The 24,790-nt window shown below is 60.9% G+C and carries 26 protein-coding genes; 17 read left to right on the top strand and 9 right to left on the bottom strand.

Features of this window, described 5'->3' with window-relative positions:
• Window positions 1–199 precede the first annotated feature (199 nt).
• From I5961_RS07405 to I5961_RS07395, 3 genes are all read left to right on the top strand, one after another.
• Window positions 200–1,558 carry a TolC family outer membrane protein gene (locus I5961_RS07405; RefSeq protein WP_085700673.1) on the top strand — a complete coding sequence of 453 codons (1,359 nt, stop codon included), beginning with the start codon at window positions 200–202 and terminating at the stop codon, window positions 1,556–1,558.
• A gap of 224 nt (window positions 1,559–1,782) precedes the next feature.
• Window positions 1,783–3,942, top strand: coding sequence for a type I secretion system permease/ATPase (locus I5961_RS07400; RefSeq protein ID WP_227234787.1), 2,160 nt, complete (start codon window positions 1,783–1,785; stop codon window positions 3,940–3,942).
• Window positions 3,943–3,952: 10 nt separating this feature from the next.
• A complete protein-coding gene (locus tag I5961_RS07395) occupies window positions 3,953–5,314 on the top strand; it encodes an HlyD family type I secretion periplasmic adaptor subunit (RefSeq protein WP_227234785.1) in 1,362 nt (453 codons plus the stop codon).
• A 152-nt stretch (window positions 5,315–5,466) separates the two neighbouring features.
• On the opposite strand, the gene I5961_RS07390 is transcribed toward I5961_RS07395, so the two are convergent.
• The gene (locus I5961_RS07390; RefSeq protein WP_227234783.1) at window positions 5,467–6,060 is read right to left on the bottom strand and encodes a tRNA-uridine aminocarboxypropyltransferase; all 594 of its coding nucleotides are present in this window, start codon (window positions 6,058–6,060) and stop codon (window positions 5,467–5,469) included.
• Between the two features lie 4 nt (window positions 6,061–6,064).
• The gene (locus tag I5961_RS07385) at window positions 6,065–6,958 is read right to left on the bottom strand and encodes a LysR family transcriptional regulator (protein WP_007956593.1); all 894 of its coding nucleotides are present in this window, start codon (window positions 6,956–6,958) and stop codon (window positions 6,065–6,067) included.
• Window positions 6,959–7,270: 312 nt separating this feature from the next.
• Between I5961_RS07385 and speB the strand changes: the two genes are divergently transcribed.
• The 6 genes from speB (at window position 7,271) to I5961_RS07355 (ending at window position 12,782) form a co-directional block, all read left to right on the top strand.
• Window positions 7,271–8,221, top strand: a complete 951-nt coding sequence (speB, locus tag I5961_RS07380) for an agmatinase (protein ID WP_007956591.1) — start codon at window positions 7,271–7,273, stop codon at window positions 8,219–8,221.
• 10 nt (window positions 8,222–8,231) lie between these two features.
• Complete coding sequence (locus I5961_RS07375) at window positions 8,232–8,654, top strand: YybH family protein (protein WP_227234782.1); 423 nt, start codon at window positions 8,232–8,234, stop codon at window positions 8,652–8,654.
• A gap of 54 nt (window positions 8,655–8,708) precedes the next feature.
• Window positions 8,709–10,220 carry a purine-cytosine permease family protein gene (locus tag I5961_RS07370; RefSeq protein WP_011332981.1) on the top strand — a complete coding sequence of 504 codons (1,512 nt, stop codon included), beginning with the start codon at window positions 8,709–8,711 and terminating at the stop codon, window positions 10,218–10,220.
• 79 nt (window positions 10,221–10,299) lie between these two features.
• Window positions 10,300–11,679, top strand: a complete 1,380-nt coding sequence (locus tag I5961_RS07365) for a sodium:solute symporter (protein WP_227234780.1) — start codon at window positions 10,300–10,302, stop codon at window positions 11,677–11,679.
• 84 nt (window positions 11,680–11,763) lie between these two features.
• Window positions 11,764–12,489, top strand: coding sequence for an MBL fold metallo-hydrolase (locus tag I5961_RS07360; RefSeq protein WP_227234779.1), 726 nt, complete (start codon window positions 11,764–11,766; stop codon window positions 12,487–12,489).
• Between the two features lie 44 nt (window positions 12,490–12,533).
• The gene (locus I5961_RS07355; RefSeq protein ID WP_007956577.1) at window positions 12,534–12,782 is read left to right on the top strand and encodes a hypothetical protein; all 249 of its coding nucleotides are present in this window, start codon (window positions 12,534–12,536) and stop codon (window positions 12,780–12,782) included.
• A gap of 95 nt (window positions 12,783–12,877) precedes the next feature.
• On the opposite strand, the gene I5961_RS28595 is transcribed toward I5961_RS07355, so the two are convergent.
• Complete coding sequence (locus I5961_RS28595) at window positions 12,878–13,006, bottom strand: PA1414 family protein (RefSeq protein ID WP_003184145.1); 129 nt, start codon at window positions 13,004–13,006, stop codon at window positions 12,878–12,880.
• Between the two features lie 142 nt (window positions 13,007–13,148).
• Window positions 13,149–14,042: a putrescine utilization regulator PtrR gene (gene ptrR / locus I5961_RS07350; protein ID WP_085700667.1), complete on the bottom strand. Its 894-nt coding sequence runs from the start codon at window positions 14,040–14,042 to the stop codon at window positions 13,149–13,151.
• Window positions 14,043–14,146: 104 nt separating this feature from the next.
• Here ptrR and I5961_RS07345 point away from each other — a divergent pair, with 104 nt between their 5' ends.
• Complete coding sequence (locus tag I5961_RS07345; protein WP_227234777.1) at window positions 14,147–15,328, top strand: MFS transporter; 1,182 nt, start codon at window positions 14,147–14,149, stop codon at window positions 15,326–15,328.
• Here the strand turns inward: I5961_RS07345 and I5961_RS07340 are convergent.
• From I5961_RS07340 to I5961_RS07330, 3 genes are all read right to left on the bottom strand, one after another.
• Window positions 15,273–16,205 (bottom strand): DMT family transporter, encoded by a 933-nt coding sequence (locus tag I5961_RS07340; protein ID WP_227234776.1) that lies wholly within the window; start codon window positions 16,203–16,205, stop codon window positions 15,273–15,275. The genes I5961_RS07345 and I5961_RS07340 overlap by 56 nt on opposite strands.
• A gap of 217 nt (window positions 16,206–16,422) precedes the next feature.
• A complete protein-coding gene (locus I5961_RS07335) occupies window positions 16,423–16,827 on the bottom strand; it encodes a DUF2177 family protein (protein ID WP_227234774.1) in 405 nt (134 codons plus the stop codon).
• 45 nt (window positions 16,828–16,872) lie between these two features.
• Window positions 16,873–17,709, bottom strand: a complete 837-nt coding sequence (locus tag I5961_RS07330; protein WP_085700664.1) for a S1 RNA-binding domain-containing protein — start codon at window positions 17,707–17,709, stop codon at window positions 16,873–16,875.
• 351 nt (window positions 17,710–18,060) lie between these two features.
• On the opposite strand from I5961_RS07330, the gene I5961_RS07325 reads away from it, so the two are divergent.
• From I5961_RS07325 to I5961_RS07315, 3 genes are all read left to right on the top strand, one after another.
• Complete coding sequence (locus tag I5961_RS07325; protein ID WP_016985943.1) at window positions 18,061–18,249, top strand: hypothetical protein; 189 nt, start codon at window positions 18,061–18,063, stop codon at window positions 18,247–18,249.
• 216 nt (window positions 18,250–18,465) lie between these two features.
• Window positions 18,466–19,182, top strand: coding sequence for a TorF family putative porin (locus I5961_RS07320; RefSeq protein WP_227234772.1), 717 nt, complete (start codon window positions 18,466–18,468; stop codon window positions 19,180–19,182).
• A gap of 77 nt (window positions 19,183–19,259) precedes the next feature.
• Window positions 19,260–20,129, top strand: coding sequence for a DUF6279 family lipoprotein (locus I5961_RS07315; RefSeq protein ID WP_085700662.1), 870 nt, complete (start codon window positions 19,260–19,262; stop codon window positions 20,127–20,129).
• Between the two features lie 53 nt (window positions 20,130–20,182).
• Here the strand turns inward: I5961_RS07315 and I5961_RS07310 are convergent, their stop codons facing one another.
• On the bottom strand, window positions 20,183–20,575 hold the full coding sequence (locus tag I5961_RS07310) for a transcriptional regulator (RefSeq protein ID WP_085700661.1): 393 nt from the start codon (window positions 20,573–20,575) through the stop codon (window positions 20,183–20,185).
• A gap of 176 nt (window positions 20,576–20,751) precedes the next feature.
• Here I5961_RS07310 and I5961_RS07305 point away from each other — a divergent pair, with 176 nt between their 5' ends.
• From I5961_RS07305 to I5961_RS07290, 4 genes are all read left to right on the top strand, one after another.
• Window positions 20,752–21,486, top strand: coding sequence for a DUF899 domain-containing protein (locus I5961_RS07305; protein ID WP_227234771.1), 735 nt, complete (start codon window positions 20,752–20,754; stop codon window positions 21,484–21,486).
• Window positions 21,487–21,566: 80 nt separating this feature from the next.
• Window positions 21,567–21,842: a hypothetical protein gene (locus I5961_RS07300; protein WP_007956561.1), complete on the top strand. Its 276-nt coding sequence runs from the start codon at window positions 21,567–21,569 to the stop codon at window positions 21,840–21,842.
• Window positions 21,843–22,092: 250 nt separating this feature from the next.
• A complete protein-coding gene (locus I5961_RS07295) occupies window positions 22,093–22,677 on the top strand; it encodes a papain-like cysteine protease family protein (RefSeq protein WP_085700658.1) in 585 nt (194 codons plus the stop codon).
• A gap of 12 nt (window positions 22,678–22,689) precedes the next feature.
• Entirely contained in the window at window positions 22,690–23,289 is a 600-nt protein-coding gene (locus I5961_RS07290) for a hypothetical protein (RefSeq protein WP_227234770.1), read from the top strand.
• Window positions 23,290–23,352: 63 nt separating this feature from the next.
• Here I5961_RS07290 and I5961_RS07285 read toward each other — a convergent pair whose 3' ends face one another.
• The gene (locus tag I5961_RS07285; RefSeq protein ID WP_227234768.1) at window positions 23,353–24,693 is read right to left on the bottom strand and encodes a DEAD/DEAH box helicase; all 1,341 of its coding nucleotides are present in this window, start codon (window positions 24,691–24,693) and stop codon (window positions 23,353–23,355) included.
• Between the last annotated feature and the right edge of the window lie 97 nt (window positions 24,694–24,790).

Below are 24,790 nucleotides of genomic sequence, written 5' to 3'. Positions count from 1 at the left end.
GGCTTTCGAGTGGAACAATGTGCTGGATTTGACGAACCGCATAAGTTTTTTTTGGCATAACCCATATGAAAATTTTTTCTTAGCTACGCTTCAGGATGTTCTTAGCTCTGTTGTTACAGGCATGAAACGCTTTTTACTAAAAATATCGTCAATAAATTGGCGACAGCGAAACACCATCAGGACTCAGGGAGATGCACCCATGCGCGTACTAACCCCCCTCTGCAGCGCGGTTTTGCTGGCCATGGCTTGCACTTCCCAGGCACAGGCCATGAACCTCACCGAAGCGATCCAGAGCACTCTCGCCACCCACCCGGAACTTGCCTCACGCGTGGATGCGCGTCTGTCGGCTGATGAACAAGTGAAGGTCGCCAAGGGCGGCTTCTATCCGTCGGTGGATCTGAACGCTGCTTACGGGCGTGGCTACAGCGACAACACCAACACCCGGGCCTTCGGTAACCACCACACCGAAATCCTCAATTACACCCAGTCCGAGCTGCGTCTGCGGCAGATGCTGTTCGACGGTTTCAACACTGCCAACGAAGTTGAACGCACCAAGGGCGTTTCCAACTCGCGCGCGTATTACGCGCAAGGCACCGCTCAGGACCTGGCCCTGCGCACCATCGAGGTCTACCTCGAAGTGCTCAAGCGCCGTGAACTGGTGACCCTGGCCAAGAACAACCTGCAGGCGCACTTGCGCGTCAACGACCAGATCGGCCTGCGTACCGAGCGCGGCGTGGGCAGCACCGCCGACTCCGATCAATCGGTTGCCCGTAAGGCGCTGGCGCAGAACAACCTCGACACCGCCGAAGTCGACCTGGCGGACGCCGAATCGAACTTCTACAGCGTGGTCGGGCGCATGCCCGATGAGCTGGAAACGCCCGCCTCGACCCGTGGCGAGTTGCCCGCCACCCTGCCTGAAGCCCAGCAGAGCATGGTCGAGAACAACCCGTATCTGAAATCCGCCCAGGCCGACGTGCAATCGGCCGAGAGCCAGTACGAAGTCGCCAAGTCGCCGTTCTATCCACGCTTCGATGCCGAAGCCGCGGTTGGCGCCAACAACAACGTGCAGGGCGACGAGGGCCATGACAACGAATGGCGGGTCGGTGTGGTGATGAACTACAACCTGTTCCGTGGCGGCAGCGACAAGGCGCGGCTGGCCTCCGATGCGCATCAGATCAACCAGGCGATGGACATCCGCAACAACGCCCTGCGTCAGCTCAACGAGAACATTCACCTGGCCTGGAACGCCATGGTCAACGCCAAGAAACAGACCCCGACCGCCCGCGAATACGCCGAGACCACCAAGCGCGTGCGCGCCGCGTATCAGGATCAGTTCGGCCTCGGCCAGCGCACCCTGCTGGACGTGCTCGACAGTGAAAACGAGCTGTACAACGCCAACCGTCGCTACACCGAAATCCGCTACACCGAGGAATATTCGATGTACCGCGTGCTGGCGAACATGGGCCAGTTGCTGAACAAGCAGCGGATCGTGCTGCCGGCCGATGCGATAGCCGCGACCGAGGTGAAGAACGAAGCGCGCTTGCCTGAACTGAAGTAGTCCCGCGTGCGGGCGCTGCCGAAGGCCGCAACCTGATCGTTCCCACGTCGAGGCGTCGAACCGTCCGCGTGGGAATGCCTCTGGGGACGCTCCGCGTCCAGTGACGCGGAGCGTCACGGGCTGCATTCCCACGCAGAGCGTGGGAACGATCAGTACGGTTGAACGCCTCGCAGTAACACAGGGTTGATGTGGATAGCCGAGCCAGTTCAACGGGAGCGATCAATATGACCAGCATGCAACCCGGTAACACCGGGATCGATCCGCGGCTGAGCTTCGATGACCCGTTGCTCGACGGTCTGTTGATCCTCTGCAAACTCCATGGCGCGACGGTCAGTCGCGCCAGCCTGAGCGCCGGCCTGCCCCTGGACAAACAACGCCTGAGCCTGGACCTGCTGCCCCGCGCCGCAGCCCGGGCCGGGTTGCAGGCGCGCTTGCTGCGCCGGGAACTCAACGACATTTCAACGCTCAACCTGCCGGTGCTGTTGCTGCTGGGCAATGGGCGTACGGCAGTGCTGCGGCGGTTTGCCGAAGACGGCAAGGCGCTGATTCTGCCGAGTGAAGCCGACGGCGGCGAGCAATGGGTCAGTCGTGAAGAACTCACCGAACACTACAGCGGCCAGGCCCTGTTCGCCCGTCCCCGGCATGAACTGGAAGACCTGCGCTCGCCTTTGGTGCCACGAGTGCAGGCGTGGTTTCGCGACACCCTGAAGCTGTCGAAATGGCTGTACAGCGACGCGATCCTCGCCAGTTTCCTGATCAACCTGCTGGGCCTGATGGTGCCGCTGTTCGTCATGCAGACCTACGACCGCGTGGTGCCGAATCAGGCCACATCGACCCTGTGGGTGCTGGCGATCGGGTTGTTGATCGGCACCGGTTTCGAACTGGTGCTGCGGGTGGTGCGCGCGCACCTGCTGGACACCGCCGGCAAGAAGACCGACGTGATCCTTTCCGCGACTTTATTCGAGCGCATCACCGGCATGGCGATGAAGGCCCGGCCGGCGACCATCGGCGGATTCGCCCAGAGCATTCACGACTTTCAGGGCCTGCGGGAATTTCTCACCGCCGTGACCCTGACCAGCCTGATCGACCTGCCCTTCGTGGTGTTGATGCTGGTGGTGATCGGCCTGCTCGGTGGCTGGCTGGTGGTGATTCCGCTGCTGGCATTTCCGATCACGATCGTGTTCGCGATGATCATTCAGGCCCGTCTGCGCGATACCGTGCAGAAAAGCCTGAGCCTCGGTGCCGAGCGTCAGGCATTGCTGATCGAAACCCTCGGCGGCCTGGAAACCCTCAAGGCGTGCAGCGCCGAAAGCGAGCGCCAGCACAAATGGGAAAGCACCCACGGCGCCCTCACCCGCCTCGACAGCCATGCGCGCAATCTCTCGGCGCTGGCCACCAACGGCACGCTGTTCATCCAGCAGTTTTCGGGGATGGCGACGATTGTGGCCGGTGTCTACAGCATCATCGCCGGTAACCTCAGCGTCGGTGCGCTGGTGGCCAGTTACATGCTCGGCAGCCGCGTGCTCGCCCCGCTGGGCCAGATCGCCGGGCTGATTACCCGCTATCAGCAAGCGCAACTGACCATGAAAAGCACCGACGCGCTGATGTCCCTGCCCCAGGAGCGCGACGGCAAACAGCGGCCGCTGGAGCGCACGCAACTGCAAGGCGCGCTGGACGCCAACGCAGTGACCTTCCACTACAACGGCCAGAACGCCCCGGCCCTGAGCAACGTCAGCTTCAGCGTCAAACCCGGCGAACGGATCGGCATCATCGGTCGCAGCGGCTCGGGCAAAAGCACCCTGGCGCGGCTGGTGATGGGGTTCTACGAACCGGAAGAAGGCCAATTGCTGCTCGACAACCTCGACCTGCGGCAACTGGACGTCGCCGACCTGCGCCAGCAAATCGGTTACGTCGCCCACGACCTGCCGCTGCTGGCCGGCAGCCTGCGTGACAACCTGACCCTCGGCGCTCGCTACATCAGCGATTCGCGGATGCTCGAAGTCGCCGAACTGACCGGCGTCACCGAACTGGCCCGCCAGCATCCGCAAGGCTTCGATCGGCCGGTGGGTGAACGCGGTCAACTGCTCTCCGGTGGCCAGCGCCAAGCGGTGCTGCTGGCCCGGGCGCTGTTGCTCGACCCGCCGATCATGCTGCTCGACGAACCCACCAGCGCCATGGACAACAGCAGTGAAGACGTCCTGCGCCAGAAGCTGCACGGCTGGGTGCAGGGCAAAACCTTGCTGCTGGTCACCCACCGCACCTCGATGCTGAGTCTGGTGGACCGGTTGCTGGTACTGGACAACGGCCGGATCGTCGCCGACGGTCCGAAAGAAGCGGTCATCGATGCACTGCGCAAGGGCCGGGTCGGCTCGGCAGCGGTCTAGGAGTTGCCCCATGTCTGCTTCGTCTTCTTCAAAACCGCGCGGTTACTTCGACAGTTTCGGCAAAAGCGCCGAAGCCGAATTCATGCCGGAAACCGCCGGCGCCTCGTTGCAGGACGCACCGCGCTGGTCGCGCATCACCGTGTGGCTGGCGGCAGCGCTGTTGATCAGTGCGCTGGTCTGGGCCAAGTTCGCGGTGCTCCAGGAAGTAACGATGGGCGAAGGCAAGGCGATTCCGTCGAGCAAGGTCCAGGTGATCCAGAACCTCGAAGGCGGGATCGTCACCGAGATCTTCGTGCGTGAAGGGCAAATGGTCAGCAAGGGCGACACCTTGCTGCGTCTGGATGACACGCGGTTTCTGTCGAACAAGGGTGAGAGCGAGGCCGATCGTTATGCCCTGACCGCGCAGGTTGAACGCTTGTCTGCCGAAGCCGAAGGCCGGCCGTTCAAGCTTTCGGACGAGGTGATCGCCAAGGCTCCGCAAGTGGCCGAGGACGAGCGCGCGCTGTATGAACAACGGCAACGGCGGCTGGCCAGCGAGCAGCGGACACTGTCGGAACAACTGAGGCAAAAAACCCAGGAACTGGCGGAGTTTCGCTCGAAAGCCAGCCAGTACAGTTCGAGCCTGGCGCTGGTCAATCAGGAAATGAACATGTCCGAACCGCTGGTCAAGACCGGTGCCGTGTCGCCGGTGGAGATTCTGCGGCTCAAGCGCAGCGCCGTGGAAATTCGCGGTTCGTTGAATGCCACGACCCTGGCGATTCCTCGCGCCGAATCGGCCATCGCCGAGATCCGCAGCAAGATCGACGAATCGGAACAGACCTTCCGTTCCGAAGCGGCCAAGGAGCTCAACGAGAAACGCACCGACCTGTCGAAAATCACTGCGTCGAGCATCGCCATCGACGACCGCGTCAGCCGCACCACCGTGACCTCGCCGGTGCGTGGGGTGATCAAGCAGATGAAGGTCAACACCATCGGCGGCGTGGTGCAGCCGGGCAGCGACATGGTGGAGATCGTGCCGCTGGAAGACAACCTGCTGATCGAAGCCAAGGTCCGGCCGCAGGACGTGGCGTTCCTGCATCCGGGCCAGAAAGCCATGGTCAAGTTCAGTGCCTATGACTACACGATCTACGGCGGGCTCAGCGCCAAGCTTGAGCTGATCGGCGCCGACACCATCACCGACGACAAGGGCAACAGCTTCTACCTGATCCAGGTGCGCACCGACAAAAACCATTTGGGCGGGGATGTGAAACCGCTGCTGATCATTCCTGGGATGGTGGCGACGGTGGACATCATTACCGGGGAGAAAAGCGTGCTGGATTACCTGCTCAAACCGGTACTCAAGGCCCGGACCGAAGCGATGCGCGAGCGCTAGTGATTGATCACTCTCACGTTGATCGTTTGATCGTTCCCACGCTCTGCGTGGGAATGCATCCAGTGACGCTCTGCGTCACCGTCGCTAAGGGACGCGGAGCGTCCCGGGCGGCATTCCCACGCGGAGCGTGGGAACGATCAGGGCGAGTGCGATCAGCCTCCGTGATTCTTTTGGAAAGTCTCCTCCCCCATCGCCGCAATCTGCCCCTCGATCAGCGCCTCGAACGGCTTGAGCAACGGCTCGAAAGAGGCTGGTGCTTCCAGCGTCTGCAACGCCTGCACAATCGCCTCAATCGTCGACAACGCCCCCGGCCCCGGTGCCTTGCGCAGCCGATACCGGGAAACCCCGCCCTCGGCCAGCGTCACCCGTGGCAACGCCGCCAGCAGCGGATTGAGGTGCAACATCTTGCGCGCCTTGCGCCACGTGCCGTCCGGCACCACCAGCAGCAGCGGTTCATCGGACGCGGTGTACGCCTGCATCGGCTGCGCATCATCCGCCGGGAACAGCAACCGCGTCTGATAGCCCGGCCGGTTCAGCAGCGCGGGCAGATCCTCGAACACCTCGCCGACAATCAGTTCGGCATTGTTCAAACCGAGCGCCGCCAGCCGTGCTGTGTTGAGCGCGTGGCTGACCTCGCTCGGGTGCTGCAACAGCAACACCCGGGTGCGGCTGTCGAGGCTGGGGATCAGCGGGCACAGGCAATGGGTTTGTGGGCGCAGGCAGCGCGGGCATTGGGGTCTGGACATGTGCTTATGCCTGATTGAGCTGCGCTTTGAGCAGATCGCGGAAAGTCTGGATCAGCGGCTCGCGGCTGCGGCCACGGCGCATGATCATGGAAAACGGCGCCTGATAACCGAAGGTCGCCGGCAGCAGCACCCGCAGGTCGCCCTTGTCGGCCCAGGCCTGGGCGTAGTGCTCCGGCAGGTAGCCGATGTAGGCGCCGGACAGCACCAGAATCAGCTGCGCTTCCATACTTTCTACCGTCGCAGCACTGTGTTTGAAACCGTGGCGCGCCAGTTCGGCCTGGCTCCAGTAGCCCCGACCGACCATGCGTTGCTGAGTGATGACCTGCTCGGGAATCCGCCGCTCGTTGAACAACGGGTGACGGCTGCTGCAATACAGCCAGTGCTGTTCGCGGTACAGCGGCATGTACACCAGACCGCTCATGCGCGTGGAGAATGCACCAATGGCCAGATCGAGGCGGTTGTCCTGCACGCCGAGTTGCAGTTCGTAGGGACTCATCACCGACAGGTGCAAATGCACCGCCGGGTGTTCCTGGCTGTAGGCGCCGATGGCTTCGGCAAACGGCAGGGCCTTGTCGCTGACCGTGGAATCGATCACCCCGAGGTTGAGCGTGCCGCGCAATTCGCCCTTGAGCGCGGCGGCGTATTGCTCGAAACCTTCGAGTTCGGCCAGCAGGCGCAGGGTTTCCTGATGGAACAGTTCGCCCTTGCTGGTCAGGCTGAAACCGCCACGCCCGCGGTGGCACAGCACCAGACCCAGCGCGGCTTCGAGCTGGCTCATGTAGGTGCTGATCGCCGACGTCGACAGGTTGAGTTCCTGCTGCGCGTTGGCAAACCCCTGATGACGCACGACGCTGACGAAGATGCGCAAAAGTTTCAGGTCGGGTAAAGCGTTGGCCATGTCTACTCCAAGGATCGTTCTGCGTAGATCGTTCCCGTGCTGCGCGTGGGAATGCCGCCTTGGACGCTCTGCGTCCGCTTCACGGCTGTGACGCGGAGCGTCACCGGATGCATTCCCACGAGAGCGTGGGAACGATCAGCGAGAAGTCTATCCACCTCCCTGGCATTAGTTTAGAAAATTCTGAACTAAGTATTTGCCCGTAGCGATTCTTCCGCCGCACTACATTTCGCAGAATCGGCCCACAGCGGTGCCCGTGACCTTGCGAATGCGGCGCGCCGACATAAATAAAACAAAGACGATGAGGCCCTACCCGTGGACAAGATTCTTCACCAACCACTGGGCGGCAACGAAATGCCGCGCTTCGGCGGCATCGCCACCATGCTCCGACTCCCCCATGTACCGACCGCTGCCGGCCTGGACGCTGCCTTCGTTGGCGTGCCACTGGACATCGGTACTTCGCTGCGCCCCGGCACCCGCTTCGGGCCGCGCGACATCCGCACCGAATCGGTGATGATCCGCCCGTACAACATGGCCACCGGCGCTGCGCCGTTCGACTCGCTGTCGGTTGCCGACATCGGTGACGTGGCGATCAACACCTTCAACCTGCTCGACGCCGTGCGCATCATCGAAGAAGCCTACGACAACATCCTCGAGCACAACGTGATCCCGATGACCCTGGGTGGCGACCACACCATCACCCTGCCGATCCTGCGTGCCATCCACAAAAAGCACGGCAAGGTCGGTCTGGTACATATCGACGCCCACGCTGACGTCAACGATCACATGTTCGGCGAGAAGATCGCCCACGGCACGACCTTCCGTCGCGCCGTCGAGGAAGGTCTTCTGGACTGCGACCGTGTGGTGCAGATTGGTCTGCGCGCGCAGGGCTACACCGCTGACGACTTCAACTGGAGCCGCGATCAGGGCTTCCGCGTCGTTCAGGCCGAAGAGTGCTGGCACAAGTCGCTGGAACCGCTGATGGCCGAAGTGCGCGAGAAAGTCGGTGGCGGCCCGGTGTACCTGAGCTTCGACATCGACGGCATCGACCCGGCCTGGGCGCCTGGCACCGGCACCCCGGAAATCGGTGGTCTGACGACCATTCAGGCGATTGAAATCGTTCGCGGCTGTCAGGGCCTCGACCTGATCGGCTGCGATCTGGTAGAAGTCTCGCCCGCTTATGACACCACCGGCAACACCTCGCTGCTGGCCGCCAACCTGCTGTACGAAATGCTCTGCGTACTGCCGGGTGTGGTCCACCGCTGAGGGTCGGGTCATGAACGAACGTGATCAGGTTCTGAAAGCGGCCGCCAATCTGGTGTCCGCCTTCGCCCGCAACGATCGCGAAGCCTACTTCGGCGCGTTCAGCGCCGATGCGAGCTTCGTGTTCTACACCCTCGAACAGCCCCTGCTGTCGCGCGATGCCTATCAGGCGTTGTGGGACAGCTGGCGCGCCGAGGATGGCTTCGAGGTGCTGTCGTGCACCTCGAGCAACGCCTTCGTCAGCCTGCAAGGTGATGTGGCGATTTTCATCCATGACGTGGCCACCGAGCTGCGCATGCAAGGGGAGCAACACTTCAGCCAGGAGCGCGAGACGATTGTTTTCAGAAAACAAGCGTCGAGCCTAGAACAACAAGGCCATTGGCTGGCCTGCCACGAACATTTGTCCGCAATGCCGGAAGGGCTGCCACCCCCTTAGCCAAACAGGTGACGCTCACGCACGATGAGCGCGCCTTTGTGATCGGAGCAGATCATGAATAACAACAACAAAGACCAAAGCCTTACGCAGATTGAAACCCACGGGGTCGAACAGATCCCGGACAACGAACGTACCGCCGGTCCCGTGGACTTGTTCCGCATGATCTTTGGCGGCGCGAATACCTTTGCCACCGCCGTGCTCGGCAGTTTCCCGGTGCTATTCGGCCTGTCCTTTCAGGCGGGCGTCTGGGCGATTGTTTCGGGCGTGCTGCTCGGCTCGCTGATCCTCGCACCGATGGGCCTGTTCGGTCCGCTCAACGGCACCAACAATGCCGTGTCGTCCGGTGCGCACTTCGGCGTGCACGGGCGGATCGTCGGTTCGTTCCTGTCGCTGTTGACCGCCATCGCCTTCTTCTCGCTCTCGGTGTGGAGTTCGGGAGATGCGTTGATCGGTGGTGCGAAACGCCTGATCGGCCTGCCGGAAACCGACCTGACCCTGGGCCTGGCCTACGGTCTGTTCGCGATTCTGGTGCTGACCGTGTGCATCTACGGCTTCCGCTTCCTGCTGTGGGTGAACAAGGTCGCGGTGTGGAGCGCGAGCCTGCTGTTCCTGCTGGGCATCTTCGCCTTCGCCGGTCCCTTCGATTCGCACTACGCCGGCACCGTCAGCCTCGGTCAGCCGGGCTTCTGGGCCGCGTTCATCGGCGCCGCGCTGGTGGCCATGAGCAACCCGATTTCCTTCGGCGCGTTCCTCGGCGACTGGGCCCGCTACATCCCGCGTGAAACTTCGCGTCAGCGGATCATGGCGGCAGTGATTTTCTCGCAGATCGCCACCTTCATCCCGTTCCTGTTCGGCCTGACCACCGCGACCATCGTGGCGATCCAGGCGCCGGACTACATCGCGGCCAACAACTACGTCGGCGGTCTGCTGGCGGTGTCGCCGAGCTGGTTCTTCCTGCCGGTGTGCCTGATTGCGGTGATCGGTGGCATGTCCACCGGCACCACGTCGCTGTACGGCACCGGGCTGGACATGTCGAGCGTGTTCCCGCGCCTGCTGTCGCGGGTCAAGGCGACGTTGCTGATCGGCGTGCTGTCGATCGCCTTCATCTTCATCGGGCGCTTCGCGGCGAACCTGGTGCAGAGCGTGTCGACCTTCGCCGTGCTGATCATCACCTGCACCACCCCGTGGATGGTGATCATGATCATCGGCCTGGTGGTGCGTCGCGGCTTCTACTGCCCGGACGACCTGCAAGTGTTCACGCGCGGCGAGCAAGGCGGACGCTACTGGTTCAGCCACGGCTGGAACTGGCGCGGTCTGGGCGCGTGGATCCCGAGCGCGGCGGTCGGCCTGTGCTTCGTCAACCTGCCGGGGCAGTTCGTCGGCCCGCTGGGTGAACTGGCCGGCGGCATCGACATCAGCCTGCTGGTGACCCTGGGCCTGGCCTCGGTGATGTACCTGATGCTGCTGAGCCTGTTCCCGGAACCGGCGCTGGTCTACGGCCCGAAGGATCCCCGGAGCAAAGGCGCCCATGCGCCGGCTGAAGCGGCGCTGCGTCAGGCCGCCTGAAGAAACGAATCGCCTGTGGGAGTCAGCCTTCTCCCACAGTGTTCCACCTCATAAAAAAGACAATCGGAGACACGCCATCATGGCTTTGGATTTATTCGTCGTCCTCATCTACGCGGCCGGCATGCTCTTGCTCGGCTACTTCGGCATGCGCAAGGCCAAGACCAACGAGGACTTCCTCGTCGCCGGACGTAACCTCGGCCCGAGCCTGTACATGGGCACCATGGCCGCGACCGTTCTCGGTGGCGCGTCCACCGTCGGCACCGTGCGTCTGGGCTACGTGCACGGCATCTCCGGTTTCTGGCTGTGCGCGGCACTGGGTTGCGGCATCGTGGCGCTGAACCTGTTCCTGGCCAAGCCGCTGCTGAAACTGAAGATCTACACCGTTACCCAGGTGCTGGAAAAACGCTACAACCCGATGGCCCGCTCGGCGAGCGCGGCGATCATGCTGGCCTACGCGCTGATGATCGGCGTGACCTCGATCCTCGCCATCGGCACCGTGCTGCAAGTGCTGTTCGGCCTGCCGTTCTGGGTCTCGGTGCTGCTCGGCGGTGGCGTGGTGGTGGTGTACTCGGCCATCGGCGGCATGTGGTCGCTGACCCTGACCGACATCGTCCAGTTCATCATCAAGACTGTCGGCCTGATGTTCATCCTTCTGCCAATCTGCCTGTACCGCGTCGGCGGCTGGGATGAGCTGGTGCTGAAACTGCCGGCGACGGCGTTCAACTTCACCACCATCGGCTGGGACACGATCATCACCTACTTCATGATTTACTTCTTCGGCATCCTGATCGGTCAGGACATCTGGCAACGGGTGTTCACCGTCAAGAACGAAAAAGTGGCTCAGTACGCCGGTAGCCTCGCGGGCGTCTACTGCATCCTCTACGGTCTGGCCTGTGCTCTGATCGGCATGGCGGCACACGTACTGATTCCGGATCTGGACAACGTCAACAACGCCTTCGCCGCGATCGTCAAACTGTCGCTGCCGGACGGTATCCGTGGCCTGGTGATCGCCGCAGCCCTGGCCGCAATGATGTCCACCGCCAGCGCCGGCCTGCTCGCCGCGGCCACTACCCTGACCGAAGACCTGCTGCCGAAACTGCGTGGCGGCAAACAGTCGAGCCTGGGTGTGAACCGCCTGTTCACCCTGCTGACCGGTGCCGTGGTCCTGGCCATCGCGCTGGTGGTCAACGACGTGATCAGCGCCCTGACCCTCGCTTACAACCTGTTGGTGGGCGGCATGCTGATCCCGCTGATCGGTGCAATCTTCTGGAAACGCGCAACCACCGCCGGCGCCATCGCCAGCATGGGTCTGGGTTTCGCCACCGCCCTGCTGTTCATGTTCAAGGACGGCCTGGACGCCAACACGCCGATCTACTACAGCCTGGCTGTGGGTCTGGTGAGTTTTGTGGTGGTCAGCCTGATGTCCCGTCGCCCAAACGCGGTGGCCAGCGCGATCTAAGCTGAACACAACGACTTGATGCTTTCTTCGGCGGGTGTGGCGTCGGTTGCCACACCCGTTTTTTTCGTCTGGAGAAAATGCTTGATGAAGATTGTTTCTCGCGATCAGTGGTTCGAAGTGCAAACCCTGAGTGACGGCATTCGGCTGATTCACGAGCCGTACATCCGCCCGTTCTATCGCTGCAACCTGTGGCATGTTCAGGGTCGGGACAAGGATCTGCTGCTCGACAGCGGTTCCGGGCTGGTCAGCCTGCGCGAGCAACTGCCATGGCTGACTGAACGGCCGCTGGTGGCGGTGGCCAGTCACTGCCATTTCGACCACATCGCCGGGCATCACGAGTTTGCCGAACGGCTGGTGCATCCCGCCGAGGCGAACATTCTGGCAGCGCCGGATGGCGAGAACGATCTGAGCCGGGCCTTCGTCGGCGATGACATGTTCGAAGCGCACCCGGATTGCCCGTTGTGCTACGCCGAATACCGGGTCAAGGCAGCGCCCGCTACCGGGTTTGTCGAGGAAGGCGATGTGCTGGACCTCGGCAATCGAACCTTGCAGGTGCTGCACACGCCGGGGCATTCACCGGGCGGGATCAGCCTCTACGAAGCGGCCACGGAAACCCTGTTCAGCGGCGACATCATTTACGACGGCCCGCTGATAGAAGACGCCTACCACTCCAACCTCGACGACTACGCCGCCAGCCTGCGACGCCTGCAGGCGTTGAAGATCCGCACGGTGCACGGCGGGCACTTCGGCAGTTTCTCGGGAGAGCGCTTACGTCCGATGATTGACGAATGGTTGCGCCGACACGCCTGAGGCCTGCTGTACTCCAGTCAGACCAACAACCATAAAGATCTGCAATGAGAAGAGCTGCCGTACGTGCTGCCGTGCACCGGTTCATCCTGCGCCTGCTGGAAAATCGTGAATTCGACGACAACACCAGCCTCGCGCAGCTGGGGCTGGAAAAAGCGGATATCGAGGATCTGATCTTCCATCTGGAAGATGAATTCGGACTGACGGCCTTCACCGCCGAAGAGGACCGGATGCTCAAGACCGCGAAAACCGCGAATGACCTGAGCCGGTTTCTGATGGAAATCGGGCGTCACTGAAAAAACAAAAGATCGCACCCGGTCGCCACTCCAGGAAATGGCGACCGGGTGCGATCTTCTGTCGTTTAAATCCTTTGATCCTTCAAAGCGGGGCATTACCGCCGACGTGGCTGACGCCGACGCTGTTCGTCATCGGTGCGAATCGGGACCGGTTGCAGAGGCGGTTCGATCAAGCCGAGGGCAACACCCAAATCGTGCAGCCAGTTTTGAATTTTCTCTTTCATCGTCATGCCCCCTTCAGGGTGGTGCTGAGCGTCCGGAATTCTGAGGCCGCTTCGCACTGATAATAGTCCGAAGTCCTACGCAATGCTCGGCCAAATCCGCAATGATCTGTTACTGAATTGATCCAAATCCCTGACCGTTCGTTCAAGCCGTTTCCCGCACGTCTTCGCCAGCCACGGGATAGAGCGCCTGCTGCTGTTCGATCCACGCATTGAGGTTGGCCCCAACCATGCCCCGCCGCCACATCAGCCATGTTGTCGCACTGGCAAACGGCTCGGCCAGCGGATGCACCGCCACGCTTTCGCGCCCCGGCAGGCTGGCGAGCATCGACTCCGACATCAGCGCCACGCCACTGCCGGCAATCACGCAGGCGAGCATGCCCTGATAGGACTCGATCTCCATCGCCCGGCCCATCGCCGCCTGATAGTGGGCGAACCACGCTTCCAGCCGCGCGCGGTAGGCGCAGCCATGACGAAAGGTGAACACCGCCCGCCCCTCGACATCCTTGGCACTGCGCACCGGCGGGTGATCGGCCTCGCTGATCAGCACCAGCCGCTCGTTGCACAACGGCACACCGTCGATCCCGGCCAGTTGCGGCGGGCCGTCCACCAGTGCGGCGTCGAGGCGTCCGGTGAGCAGGCCTTCGAGCAATTCACCACTGGGCCCGGACTGCACCTGAAGATTCACCGCCGGATACTGTTTGTGATAGCGCGCCAGCAACGCCGGCAGATGAATCGCTGCCGTGCTGTATAGCGTGCCGAGCACGAAATCCCCCGCGGGTTGCCCGCCCATCACCGCCGCACTGGCCTGATCGCGCAAGGCGAACAGTTTGCCGGTGTAGTCCAGCAGGACTTTTCCTGCAGGCGACAACTGCAAACGCTGACGCTCACGGACGAACAATTCGACACCCAGTTGCTCCTCCAACTGCTTAAGCCGGGTCGACAGGTTCGACGGCACGCGGTGCAAACGTTCGGCGGCGCGGGTGATCGAGCCCTCCTGCGCCACGGCCTGAAAGATCCGCAATTGGCTGAACTCCACAACCTTTCTCCTGAACAGAACAAGTTGCTCACTATTATTCAATTTTAAAGAAAGTCAATCAGTCCTAGCCTGACGGTCATTGAACCACCAACGGAATTCAGACCATGTCCCCGCTGATTCGCTTATCCGCCTGCTTCATCGCCCTGATGATGGCCATGGGCATCGGGCGTTTCGCCCTCACCCCGCAATTGCCGCACCTGCTCAGCGAAGGCCAGATCGACCTGACCGCCGCCGGTCTGATTGCGGCGGCCAACTACCTCGGCTATTTGCTTGGTGCGGTGGATGGGATGTTTTCCCGCCGGCCGGATCAGGTCCAGCGTCGCCTGCACGGCGGTCTGTGGTTGTGCGTGCTGCTGACGTTGGCGTCGTTCTGGGCCAACGGTTTCTGGTCGCACCTGCTGCTGCGCTTCGGCACCGGAGTGGCGAGCGCCTGGGTACTGGTGATGATTACTGCGTTGAGTCAACCGCTGGCTGCGGCGACAGGCCGTCCGCGTCTGGGAGCGCTGGTGTTTGCCGGGCCCGGGCTGGGGATTTTTCTGACGGGACTGCTGGCTCTGTTCTCACATCTGGCGCAGCAGACTTCCGCGACTCTGTGGCTGATTTACGCTGCTGTGGCGCTGGGGATGTTGCTGGCGATCGTGCGGATCCTGCCGCAACCGGGCGTCGGTGTGCCGGCCGCACCGACCGCCGTGAATTCGTCGAATCGCGGCATCGGGCGCTTGGCGGTGGTGTATGCCTTGTATGGTGTGGGCTACATCATTCCGGCCACGTTTCTGTCGCAGATGGCCAACGCGCAGTTTCACGGGCAATGGCAGGCCGATCTGTTCTGGCCGTGCTTCGGCCTCGCCGCTGCGATCGGGGTTTTGCTGGTGAGTTTGCGTCGGCATGATCCAGACACCACCCGGCACTGGTTGATGGCGACGTTGTGGCTGCAGGCTGCCGGGGTTTTCGCTTGCCTGCTGGGCAGTGGCCTCGGCCTGGCATTGGGCGTGATCCTGTGCGGCACGCCGTTCCTGGCCTGCATGCAACTGGTGATGCAACGCTCCCGGGAACTGGCGCCCCACACCACCCAGCGCAACGCCGGCCTGCTCACCGCGTGCTTCGCCGTCGGCCAACTCAGCGGGCCGTTGCTGGCGGCGCTCAGCAGCCATTTCAGCGGTGGCCTGCAACCGGCGCTGGTGATCGCCGGCAGCGGCTTGTTGATTGCCGGCGGTCTGGCATGCAAATCGATTACGGCTGACCGAGGGCTTTGCGCAAACGCCGACGCACCCACTGTTCCGCGCTGACGAAGGTGATGCCGAGCAGCACCAGCACGGCACCGATGATGAAGTTCAGGCTCAGTTCTTCGCCGAGCAACACCACGCCGAAGGTCACGCCGAACAACGGCGTCATGAAGGAAAACACCGCGAGGTTGGCCGCCAGATAACGGCGCAGTAACCAGAACCAGGTCAGGTAACTGAAGAACGACACGACCAGGCCCTGAAACAGCACGCAGCCCACCGCCACGACGGTCAGGCTGACGTGGGTGATCTGGCCGCTGAGCAGCGCAATCAGCAACAGCCCGATGAAACCGACGATCAGTTGATAGAACAGGGTCAGCGTCACCGGAGCCTCCGACAGACGCGAGGCGCGCACCACCACAGTGGTCGCGCCCCAACTGGCGCCGGCCAGCACGCCGAGGGCATCGCCCATCAACATGCGGCGGTCGAGGTTGGCCCACGACACACCGCCGGCAAACGCGATGGCAATGCCGACGAACGCGAGGAAAATCCCCAGCCATTGCACCGGCCGCAGACGCTCGCTGGGCAACAGGAAATGCACGCCAAGCGCGGTGAAGATCGGCGCGGTATAGAGGAACACCGACATGTGCGCGGCGGTGGTCAACTGCAAGCCTTCGGAGATGAACAGGAACTCGAGCCCGAACAAGGCACCGGCCAGCAAGCCGCCGCGCCAGGTCGTGCCGACCTGATCCCAGCCACCCTTCCAGCAGATCAACAGTCCTACCAGCAATGCGGAAATCCCCGATCGCCCCGCCGCCTGCATCACCGGCGCAATGTCGGTCGCCGCCCACTTGATCATCACCTGCTGTACGCCCCAGATCAGGCAAAGGCCGATCATCACTTGCAGGGCAAAACCGTCGGCACTGCGCCGACTGACGCTCACCTCGACACCTCGAACACACACGACATGGCAGTTTTTCCAATGGTCAAACAAAGCCCCGGCTCTTCGTCCGGGGCGAAAAATAGTGAGTGAATTATTAACCAGTCAGCCAGAAAAAGCCGTCTGGAAAAGACATCTGATGCTCCTGCAACGTCAGCGGCGAATGGCTGACGGCTGCACCGTCAATCGCTGGCAAGGCGTCAGTTCAAACAACCAAAAATCAGCGGGCTGATCTGCCAAACCGGCCAGCCACAACAAATCCGACCGAACAAGCCAGCGCCGTGGCAAACGTCCCCCAGGCCCAATCCATCAGCGACACCTGCGCCGACCAGCCGCGCAGCGTTGCCCAGTTGGTCAGGTCGTAAGTGCCATAAGCGACCAGCCCTAGCAGCGCCCCCATCCGGGCGGCGCGTTGCCAGGTCAGCGACGGCATCACCACAAACACCACACAGCCGAAAACGTACAGGCAATAAAAAACCGTTGCCGGCACCAGCAACGGTTTTTCGAGCATCAGCGAACCGAGCAGATCGCGATAGGTCGGCGCCATCAACACACCGAGCCAGAGCCCGTCGAGCAAAAGAAACGTCAGCAGCGTGGCGACGTAGGCAATCAGTGCTTTTTTCATCTGCCCGACCTCGAGTAAGCCCATGCAAGATGGGCCACGGGAGACTCAGGTTAGTTCAATGCGATCGGCGTGAATGACGATCTTGCCTTCCTTGTACAAGGAACCGATGGCCTTTTTGAAGTTGCCCTTGCTGACACCGAACAGGCTGCTGATCAGCGCCGGATCGCTCTTGTCGCTGACGGCCAGGGTGCCGTTGCTTTCGCGCAACTTGGCGAGGATCTTCGAACTCAGGCTGCTGGCCGCTTCCTGCCCTACCGGTTGCAGGCTCAGGCTGATCTTGCCGTCGGCACGCACTTCCTTGATGAAACCTTTCTCGCGCATGCCGGAACGCATGAACTTGAAGATTTCGTTCTTGTGAATCAGCCCCCAATGCTTGTTGTTGATGACTGCCTTGAAACCCATGTCGGTGGCTTCGGCCACCAGCAGATCAACTTCCTGGCCCACGCTGTAATTGGCCGGGGTCTTGTCCAGATAACGATCCAGGCGCGCGGTGGCGGTGATGCGGCGGGTGTGCTTGTCGAGGTAGACGTGCACCACGCAGTACTCGCCAGCGGTCATCTGGCGTTTTTCTTCGGAGTAAGGCAGCAGCAGATCCTTCGGCAGACCCCAGTCGAGGAACACGCCGATGCTGTTGACTTCAACAACTTTCAAACTGGCAAATTCACCGACCTGAACTTTTGGTTTTTCAGTGGTGGCAATAAGTTTGTCATCGCTGTCCAGATAAACAAAAACATTGAGCCAGTCTTCATCTTCGCTGGGAATATCTTTGGGGATATAACGGTTGGGCAAAAGAATTTCGCCGTCGGCACCGCCGTCCAGATATAAACCGAAGTTAGTGTGTTTAACCACTTGCAAACTGTTGTAACGCCCGACTAAAGCCATTTCCAATACCCTCATTGCGTGGGCGGCATTCTACCCGGTTTTGCCGGGTTCGTTGGTCGCCAGATCGGACCACCGAATGAAAATCCGTGGGAAGCCTTGATTTTCCTGGATTTCGCGCCGCACGTGTGCCATTCGTCAGGCCAGCATGACGGGTTTCGCCTGGTCCCGACGTAGCGCGGCATCCTCACATCGAATAAATGTTGTTATTTAAAACAGCGGGTTAGCGGGATATTTCGAATAATTAATCAAGAATAATCCACCTGCCCGCTGGGTTATTCCGGGGGATATTTACCAAGCAATTGTCAACTTATTCCTGTACGATGCCTGGCCGAGTTACTTTTCTACAGGTTAATGGCCGCCATGCGTGTAAAAGCATCCACCAGCAAAGCAAAGCCAGCTCCAGCCGTTGAAACCAGCGAATCGATCAACGATCAGATCGCGGCATTTCTCAAGTCCGGCGGCGAGATCCAGCAAATTGCCAAGGGCGTCAGCGGCCAGACGTTCGGCCCGTCCAAGCAGATCAGCCTGGGCAAGAAATAACGCCCCGCAGCACACCTGTCCAAAGGCGCTTTGAGCTTCGAAGCGTCTGGACCGGATCCCTCGCAAGACCTCTCTGGCGTTTAACTAAACATTCAAAACTACAGAAATCGACGAACGGCCATCGATGCCGATCATTCGCCGGTATCCTTGCACGCGTCTGGATCAAGCGTTTCAGCAGGTTTATCCGCCCTGCGCTCGCTGCTCACGGAGTGACGCATGCTCAAATTTTCCTGTTTATTACTTGTAGGCCTTCTGGCGAGCCCGGCGGCGCACGCGCAGATTTTCCAGCGTGAGCTCGGCGATTTCGACCTCAAGCTCGGCACCACGCCCAGCCGCAGCATGGCTCAGGGGCTGGTCAAACCTTCGGCGGTCGGCTCGTTTCACGGCGGCCTGGACCTGAGCCACGACAGCGGCCTGTATGTCGGCCAGTACGCACCGAGCATGGGTCTCACGCCGGGGAAGAATCTCGAAATCGATTCTTACATCGGCTTTAAACAACCTTTCGATCAGACCCTCGGCTACGAAGTCGGGATGATCCATTACAGCTATCCCAAGGTCGACACCCTCGACAGTCAGGAACTGTTCGGTGGCCTGACCCTGCTCGGCAGCCGGATCGGCATCGCCCTGAGCAACGATCCGGATAAACAGAACAACACCCTGTTTGCCGACCTCGGCGGCAATGAGCCGTTCGGCATCGGGATCAGCATGAAATACACCACCCATCAGCTCAACACGCCGGTCTCGGTTGACGGGGGTTATGTCAGCAGTTTTACCGATTGGTCGGTGAAATTTTCCCGCCCGTTCATGGGCATCGACCTTGACCTCATCTACAGCAACTCCAGCCTCAGCGGCAGCGACTGCTCAGCCTATTCCGGGCATAACAGTCAGTGCGACGGGCTGGTCACGCTCAAGGCCGAACGCGCGTTCTATTGATTGGCTGAACTGCCGGGTCCATCCTGCGTTCACATGAGAATCAGACCCTCAAGGCTGGCTTTCGCAAGGACTCGCCCATGTCTAGCTGGTTCAAACGCCTCGCCGTTCTACTGATCCTGACCCTCGCCCTCGGTGCCTGCAGCCGTGTCGGGCTGGCCTATCGCAATCTCGACGTGATCATTCCGTGGACGCTCAGCGACTACCTGGACATGAACGGCGAGCAGAAAGGCTGGTTCAACGAGCGCCTCAAGGAACATTTGAGCTGGCACTGCACCACGCAGTTGCCGGGTTATCTCGACTGGCTCGATCGCCTGCAAACCATGGTCGAGACCAATCAGGTCACCGACGACGCCCTCCAGGCCCGTACCGAAGAAGCCAAGCAGGCGATCGCCGAAACCGCCCGGGAAATCACCCCGTCGGCGATTGAATTGCTGCAAGGGCTGGACGACCGGCAAGTTGCCGAGATGAACGATGCCTTCGCCAAGGACCTGCAAAAGCGCCAGAAGGAATATCTCAAACCGCCGCTGTCGCAGCAGATTGCCGAACGTGGCGCGCGCATGGACAAGCGTCTCAACGACTGGCTCGGCCCGTTGAGTCCTGCTCAAGAGCAACGCGTGATGGCCTGGTCAACTGCACTGGGCGATCAGAATACTCAGTGGATCGCCAACCGCGCCCATTGGCAGAAGCAGTTCAGCGCGGCGGTGGCGCAACGCAAAAGTCCTGAATTCCCACAGCGGATCGAGACGCTTCTGGTCAATCGTGAGCGTTTATGGACAACGGATTACCAAAAGGCCTACGCCAATACCGAGGCGCAGGCCCGTTCGCTGTTCGTCGATCTGATGGCTGACAGTACGCCGCAGCAAAGGCAGCGCCTGTTGAAAAAGATCGAGGGGGTGCGCAAGGACTTCAATGATTTGAAGTGCCTGAAGGCTGCGCAGAAGAGCTGAGACGCCGCAGAAAGTGGGAGCGAGCAAGTTCGCTCCCACTTTTGTACAAAGCCTCAGGCAATCTGCGCCTTGGAAGCGACCTCATCGAACGTCAGTTCATCCAGCGCATCTTCTTGGTCATCCAGCACTTCACGCGGGTGATCATTGCCGGGAATGCTGCTGTCGATCAGGCTCAGCAGGCTGGAGCCGCGCGGGGTCAGGCTGAAGTTATTGCCGGTGCTGCCTTCGTCATCGCCACGGGGCTGGATGTAACCGCGCAACAGCAGCAGTTGCTCATAGTCGCAGGCCAGCGTTTTCAGGTGATCCAGATTCTCGATCGGCTGGCCCGCCGCCGCTTTTTCCGCCGCGTAGTCTTCGGCAAAAGACCGTGGCGCAAAGCTGTGGCCCGCGCCGTTCTGCACTTCATGCAGCAGGCGTTCAATCAAATCCCAGTTATAAGTCGTCATCCTGATTCAACCTCCGGTGCGCGTGATTTTTTGGCGCGTTCACAGGTTGTGACCGGAGCGTTGCGCCACCGTTCAGGATTATTCGGCGCCCCGACCGACCGGCGGTCTGTCGATTCCCCGGCGTGTTGAACGACTAGTCTGAGACAGACGGCTTCAACCCCGCAGGAGAAATCATCATGAACGTTGAGAATCATCCGGTGGTATCGCGCGAAGAATGGCTCGCCGCCCGCAAGCAGCATCTGGCCGATGAAAAAGCCTTTACCAGGGAACGCGACCGCCTCAGCGCCAAACGCCGCGCCCTGCCCTGGGTGAAGGTCGACAAGGATTACCGCTTCATGGGACCGAACGGCGAAATAAAGCTCGCGGATCTGTTCGGCAAACACAGCCAGCTCGTCGTCTACCACTTCATGTTCGCCAAGGGCTGGGAAGAAGGCTGCCCGGGCTGTTCATTCCTCAGCGACCACATCGACGGCGCCAACCTGCACCTGGCCCATCACGACATTGCGCTGGTGGCGGTGTCCCACGCACCATTCGCCGAATTCCAGGCGTTCAAGCGGCGGATGGGCTGGAAGTTCGACTGGGTGTCGTCGGACGGTTGCGATTTCAACTACGACTTTGGCGTGTGCGCCCGCGCTGAAGATGTTGAAGCAGGCAAGGCTACGTACAACTACGAAAAGACCGACAGCGCCGAGGAAGAAATGCCCGGGCTCAGCGTGTTTTATCGCGCCGACAACGGCGAAATCTTCCATACCTACTCAACCTACGCCCGAGGGCTGGACATGCTGGTCGGCGCCTACAACTACCTCGACCTCACGCCCAAAGGCCGGAATGAGGACGAAATCATGGAGTGGGTGCGGCATCATGACCGGTATGACGGGGCAGCAAAATCCAGTTGCTGCCATGGTGACTGAGCCCCAAACACACTGAACTTTTCACGGGTGACAGCCCTCAACCGGTTAACCCGCCTTAACCGGAACTGAGGCCTGCCCCCATGAAAACCCTGCTCAAACTCACTCTCGCCGCCACGCTCGCCTGCGCCCTGCCCGTCTGGGCCTGTACGCCGGAAGAAGCCACCGCCAAACGCGAGCAACTGGCCAAGGAAGTCGCGAAGCTCACCGAGCAAAATCCGACCAAGGCGAAGGAGATCAACGCCGAGTTGCAGAAAATGGACCTGGGCACTGCCTCCGCCGATCTGCCGGACAAATGCCAGTTGATCGATCAGCGCTTGAAGGAACTGGGTTCGGCGGAGAAAAAAACCGAGGGATAACACCCGCTCAGACAACGGCAGGCTTCGGCATCGATCAGGCTAAATCGATGCCAAAGCCTGCTTCCTTTTGTCCGGAAATTTGCATTAGTGCATTTTATTATTTGCATAAATGCATATTCAGACCTAGGGTTACCCCGAGCCTGATCAGAACCGGCCATCGGAGATGGCAACCGTTGAACACCGATTGCTCGGCAATACCGTTATCCCCGCAAATGCGGAACGTTTGTTTTCATTCATGGAGGATTGAAAAATGTTAACCACTGAAACAACGGCATTCACCGGCAATACCCTGCCCGAATGTCTGATCGGCCATCTGCTCGACCCGCAACTGGTCGAGGTCGAAACGGCTTTACAACAACGCGATCTGGCGGCCGCCAGCCTGAACTTCACGATGCAGCAACAAACCCGGACCAACTGGTGCTGGGCCGCCGCTTCCGCCTCTGTCGGCAATTATTACGGCACCGGGTCCTGGACCCAATGCGCCGTTGCCAGCGCCGCGCTGGATCGCAATTGCTGCAATCAGCCGGGGCCGTGCAACGTGTACGGCTATCTGGACGTTGCGCTGAAGATCACCCGCAGTTTCAACGGCATGAATTCGGGTTCGCTGCAGATGTCGGCCATTCAGAACCAGATCAACATGGGCCGCCCGATCGGCCTGCGCTGTGCCTGGTACGGCGGCGGTGCGCACTTCCTGACAATCTATGGCACCAATGGCAACTACGTGCTGGTCGCGGACTCGATCTACGGCTATTCGACCCGCGCACTGAACTCGTTCCCCGGTTCCTACAACGGCGGCGGCAACTGGACCCACACTTACTTCACGGCAAAAAATTAGGAGGGCGACATCATGCAACTGACTTATCCAAAGGCGCCTTCCAACGGCGTGCAGACATTGCGTCCGGTGCTGCAAGCGGCGCTGCAAACCCAGGGATTTGGCATCAATCGCCAGTTCGCCAGTGCTGCACCGGCGAAAATCAGCCTCAGTGAGGCCTATCGCGGCTACTCGCTGAGCCTGGAGGATCTGAGCCAGGGCAAAGGCCTGAAGGACGCCCGGCTCGGTGACTGGCATTACCTGGTGTTTGCCGACGGCGTGTCGATTGCCGATGCGCAATTGGCCGAAATCCGCGGTCACGTCGAGTTTGCCTCGTTGAACCACGGCAACCTGGCGGCCGCCACGGTCGATGCGCTGAAGCTGGCCGAGCAATCGCCGCAGTTGCAGGGCAAAACCGTCGAGCTGCGAGTGCTGTTCGTTTCGGCGCTGCATGTCGTGGCCATCTGGCTGCACGCGGCCGGTGAAGATGTGCTGATCCCGATCGAGCCGACGCCCAAGGAGCTGGCCCTGACCGGGCTGTACAGCGAGGCAGCCCTGCTCGCGCAGCTCAAACCGAAGGCGGATCAGACCAAGCAACGCTTTGATGCCGACACCCGTGGACAGTTGGGCAGTTGATAAACGCTGGCAATAAAAAAAACCGGACACTGTCCGGTTTTTTTATTGCCTGCCTGAAACGCCTTACTCAGCCGCAGGTGCTGCCGGCTTGCGGCGCTTGAGCGGGGCCATGCCGTCGCTGCTCACCAGAGAGTCCGGCTTCGGACGGTTGGCGCTCTTGCGCTTGGTCGGGGTCTTGGCGGCGGCTTTTTTCTTGTCGCCCTTGGCGTCGGTCTTTTTCTTCTTCACGCCGACGGCCTTGCCCGAGGCCTTGACCTTCTTCGGTCCGCCGTAGGTGCCTTTGACTTCCTTGATGGTGCGGCGCTCGAAGCTCTGCTTCAGATAACGCTCGATGCTCGACATCAGGTTCCAGTCGCCGTGGCAGATCAGCGAGATCGCCAGGCCGTCATTGCCGGCACGGCCGGTACGGCCGATGCGGTGTACGTATTCGTCGCCGCTGCGTGGCATGTCGAAGTTGATCACCAGATCCAGGCCGTCAACGTCCAGACCACGGGCCGCCACGTCGGTGGCCACCAGGATCTTCACGCCGCCCTGCTTCAAACGGTCGATCGCCAGTTTGCGATCCTTCTGGTCTTTCTCGCCGTGCAGCACGAACGCCTTGTATTCCTGAGCGACGAGGCGACCATAGATGCGGTCGGCCATGGCCCGGGTGTTGGTGAAGACGATGGCCTTCTGGTAGGTCTCGTTGGCCAGCAACCAGTTCACTATCTGTTCTTTGTGCTGGTTGTGGTCGGCAGTGATGATCTGCTGACGGGTGGTGTCGTTCAGTTGGCTGACCGCGTTGAGCTGCAAGTGCTCAGGGTTGTTCAGCACTTTGGCGATCATCTCGCGCAGGCCGGAACCGCCGGTGGTGGCGGAGAACAGCATGGTCTGCTGACGGTTCGGGCATTCGTCGACCAGACGCTGTACGTCTTCGGCGAAACCCATGTCGAGCATGCGGTCGGCTTCGTCGAGCACCAGCACTTCGACTTCCTTGAGGTCGAGGTTGCCGGCGTTCAGTTGCTCGATCAACCGGCCCGGGGTGCCGATCAGGATGTCCGGCACCTTGCGCAGCATGGCGGCCTGGACCTTGAAGTCTTCACCGCCGGTGATCAGGCCGGACTTGATGAAAGTGAACTGCGAAAAGCGCTCGACTTCCTTCAGGGTCTGCTGGGCCAGCTCGCGGGTCGGCAGCAGGATCAGGGTCTTGATGCTGACGCGGATCTTGGCCGGGCCGATCAGGCGGTTGAGGATCGGCAGGACAAACGCGGCGGTCTTGCCGCTACCGGTTTGCGCCGTCACCCGCAGGTCACGCCCCTGAAGCGCCAGCGGAATGGCCGCGGCTTGCACAGGCGTTGGCTCGACAAATTTCAGCTCGGCCACGGCTTTGAGCAGGCGTTCGTGCAGGGCGAATTGGGAAAACACGGGTGCTACCTCGAAGATATGCAAAAAATCAGCTGCATAGGTTACCGGTTTCGAGCGCTCAGGCCGAGTTTCTTTATGAAATACGCTGTAATCCGTG

The organism is Pseudomonas sp. IAC-BECa141, from assembly GCF_020544405.1.
Taxonomy (GTDB): domain Bacteria; phylum Pseudomonadota; class Gammaproteobacteria; order Pseudomonadales; family Pseudomonadaceae; genus Aquipseudomonas.
Note: the sequence above shows the minus strand (reverse complement) of the source record. Positions and strands in the feature narration are given on the sequence as shown.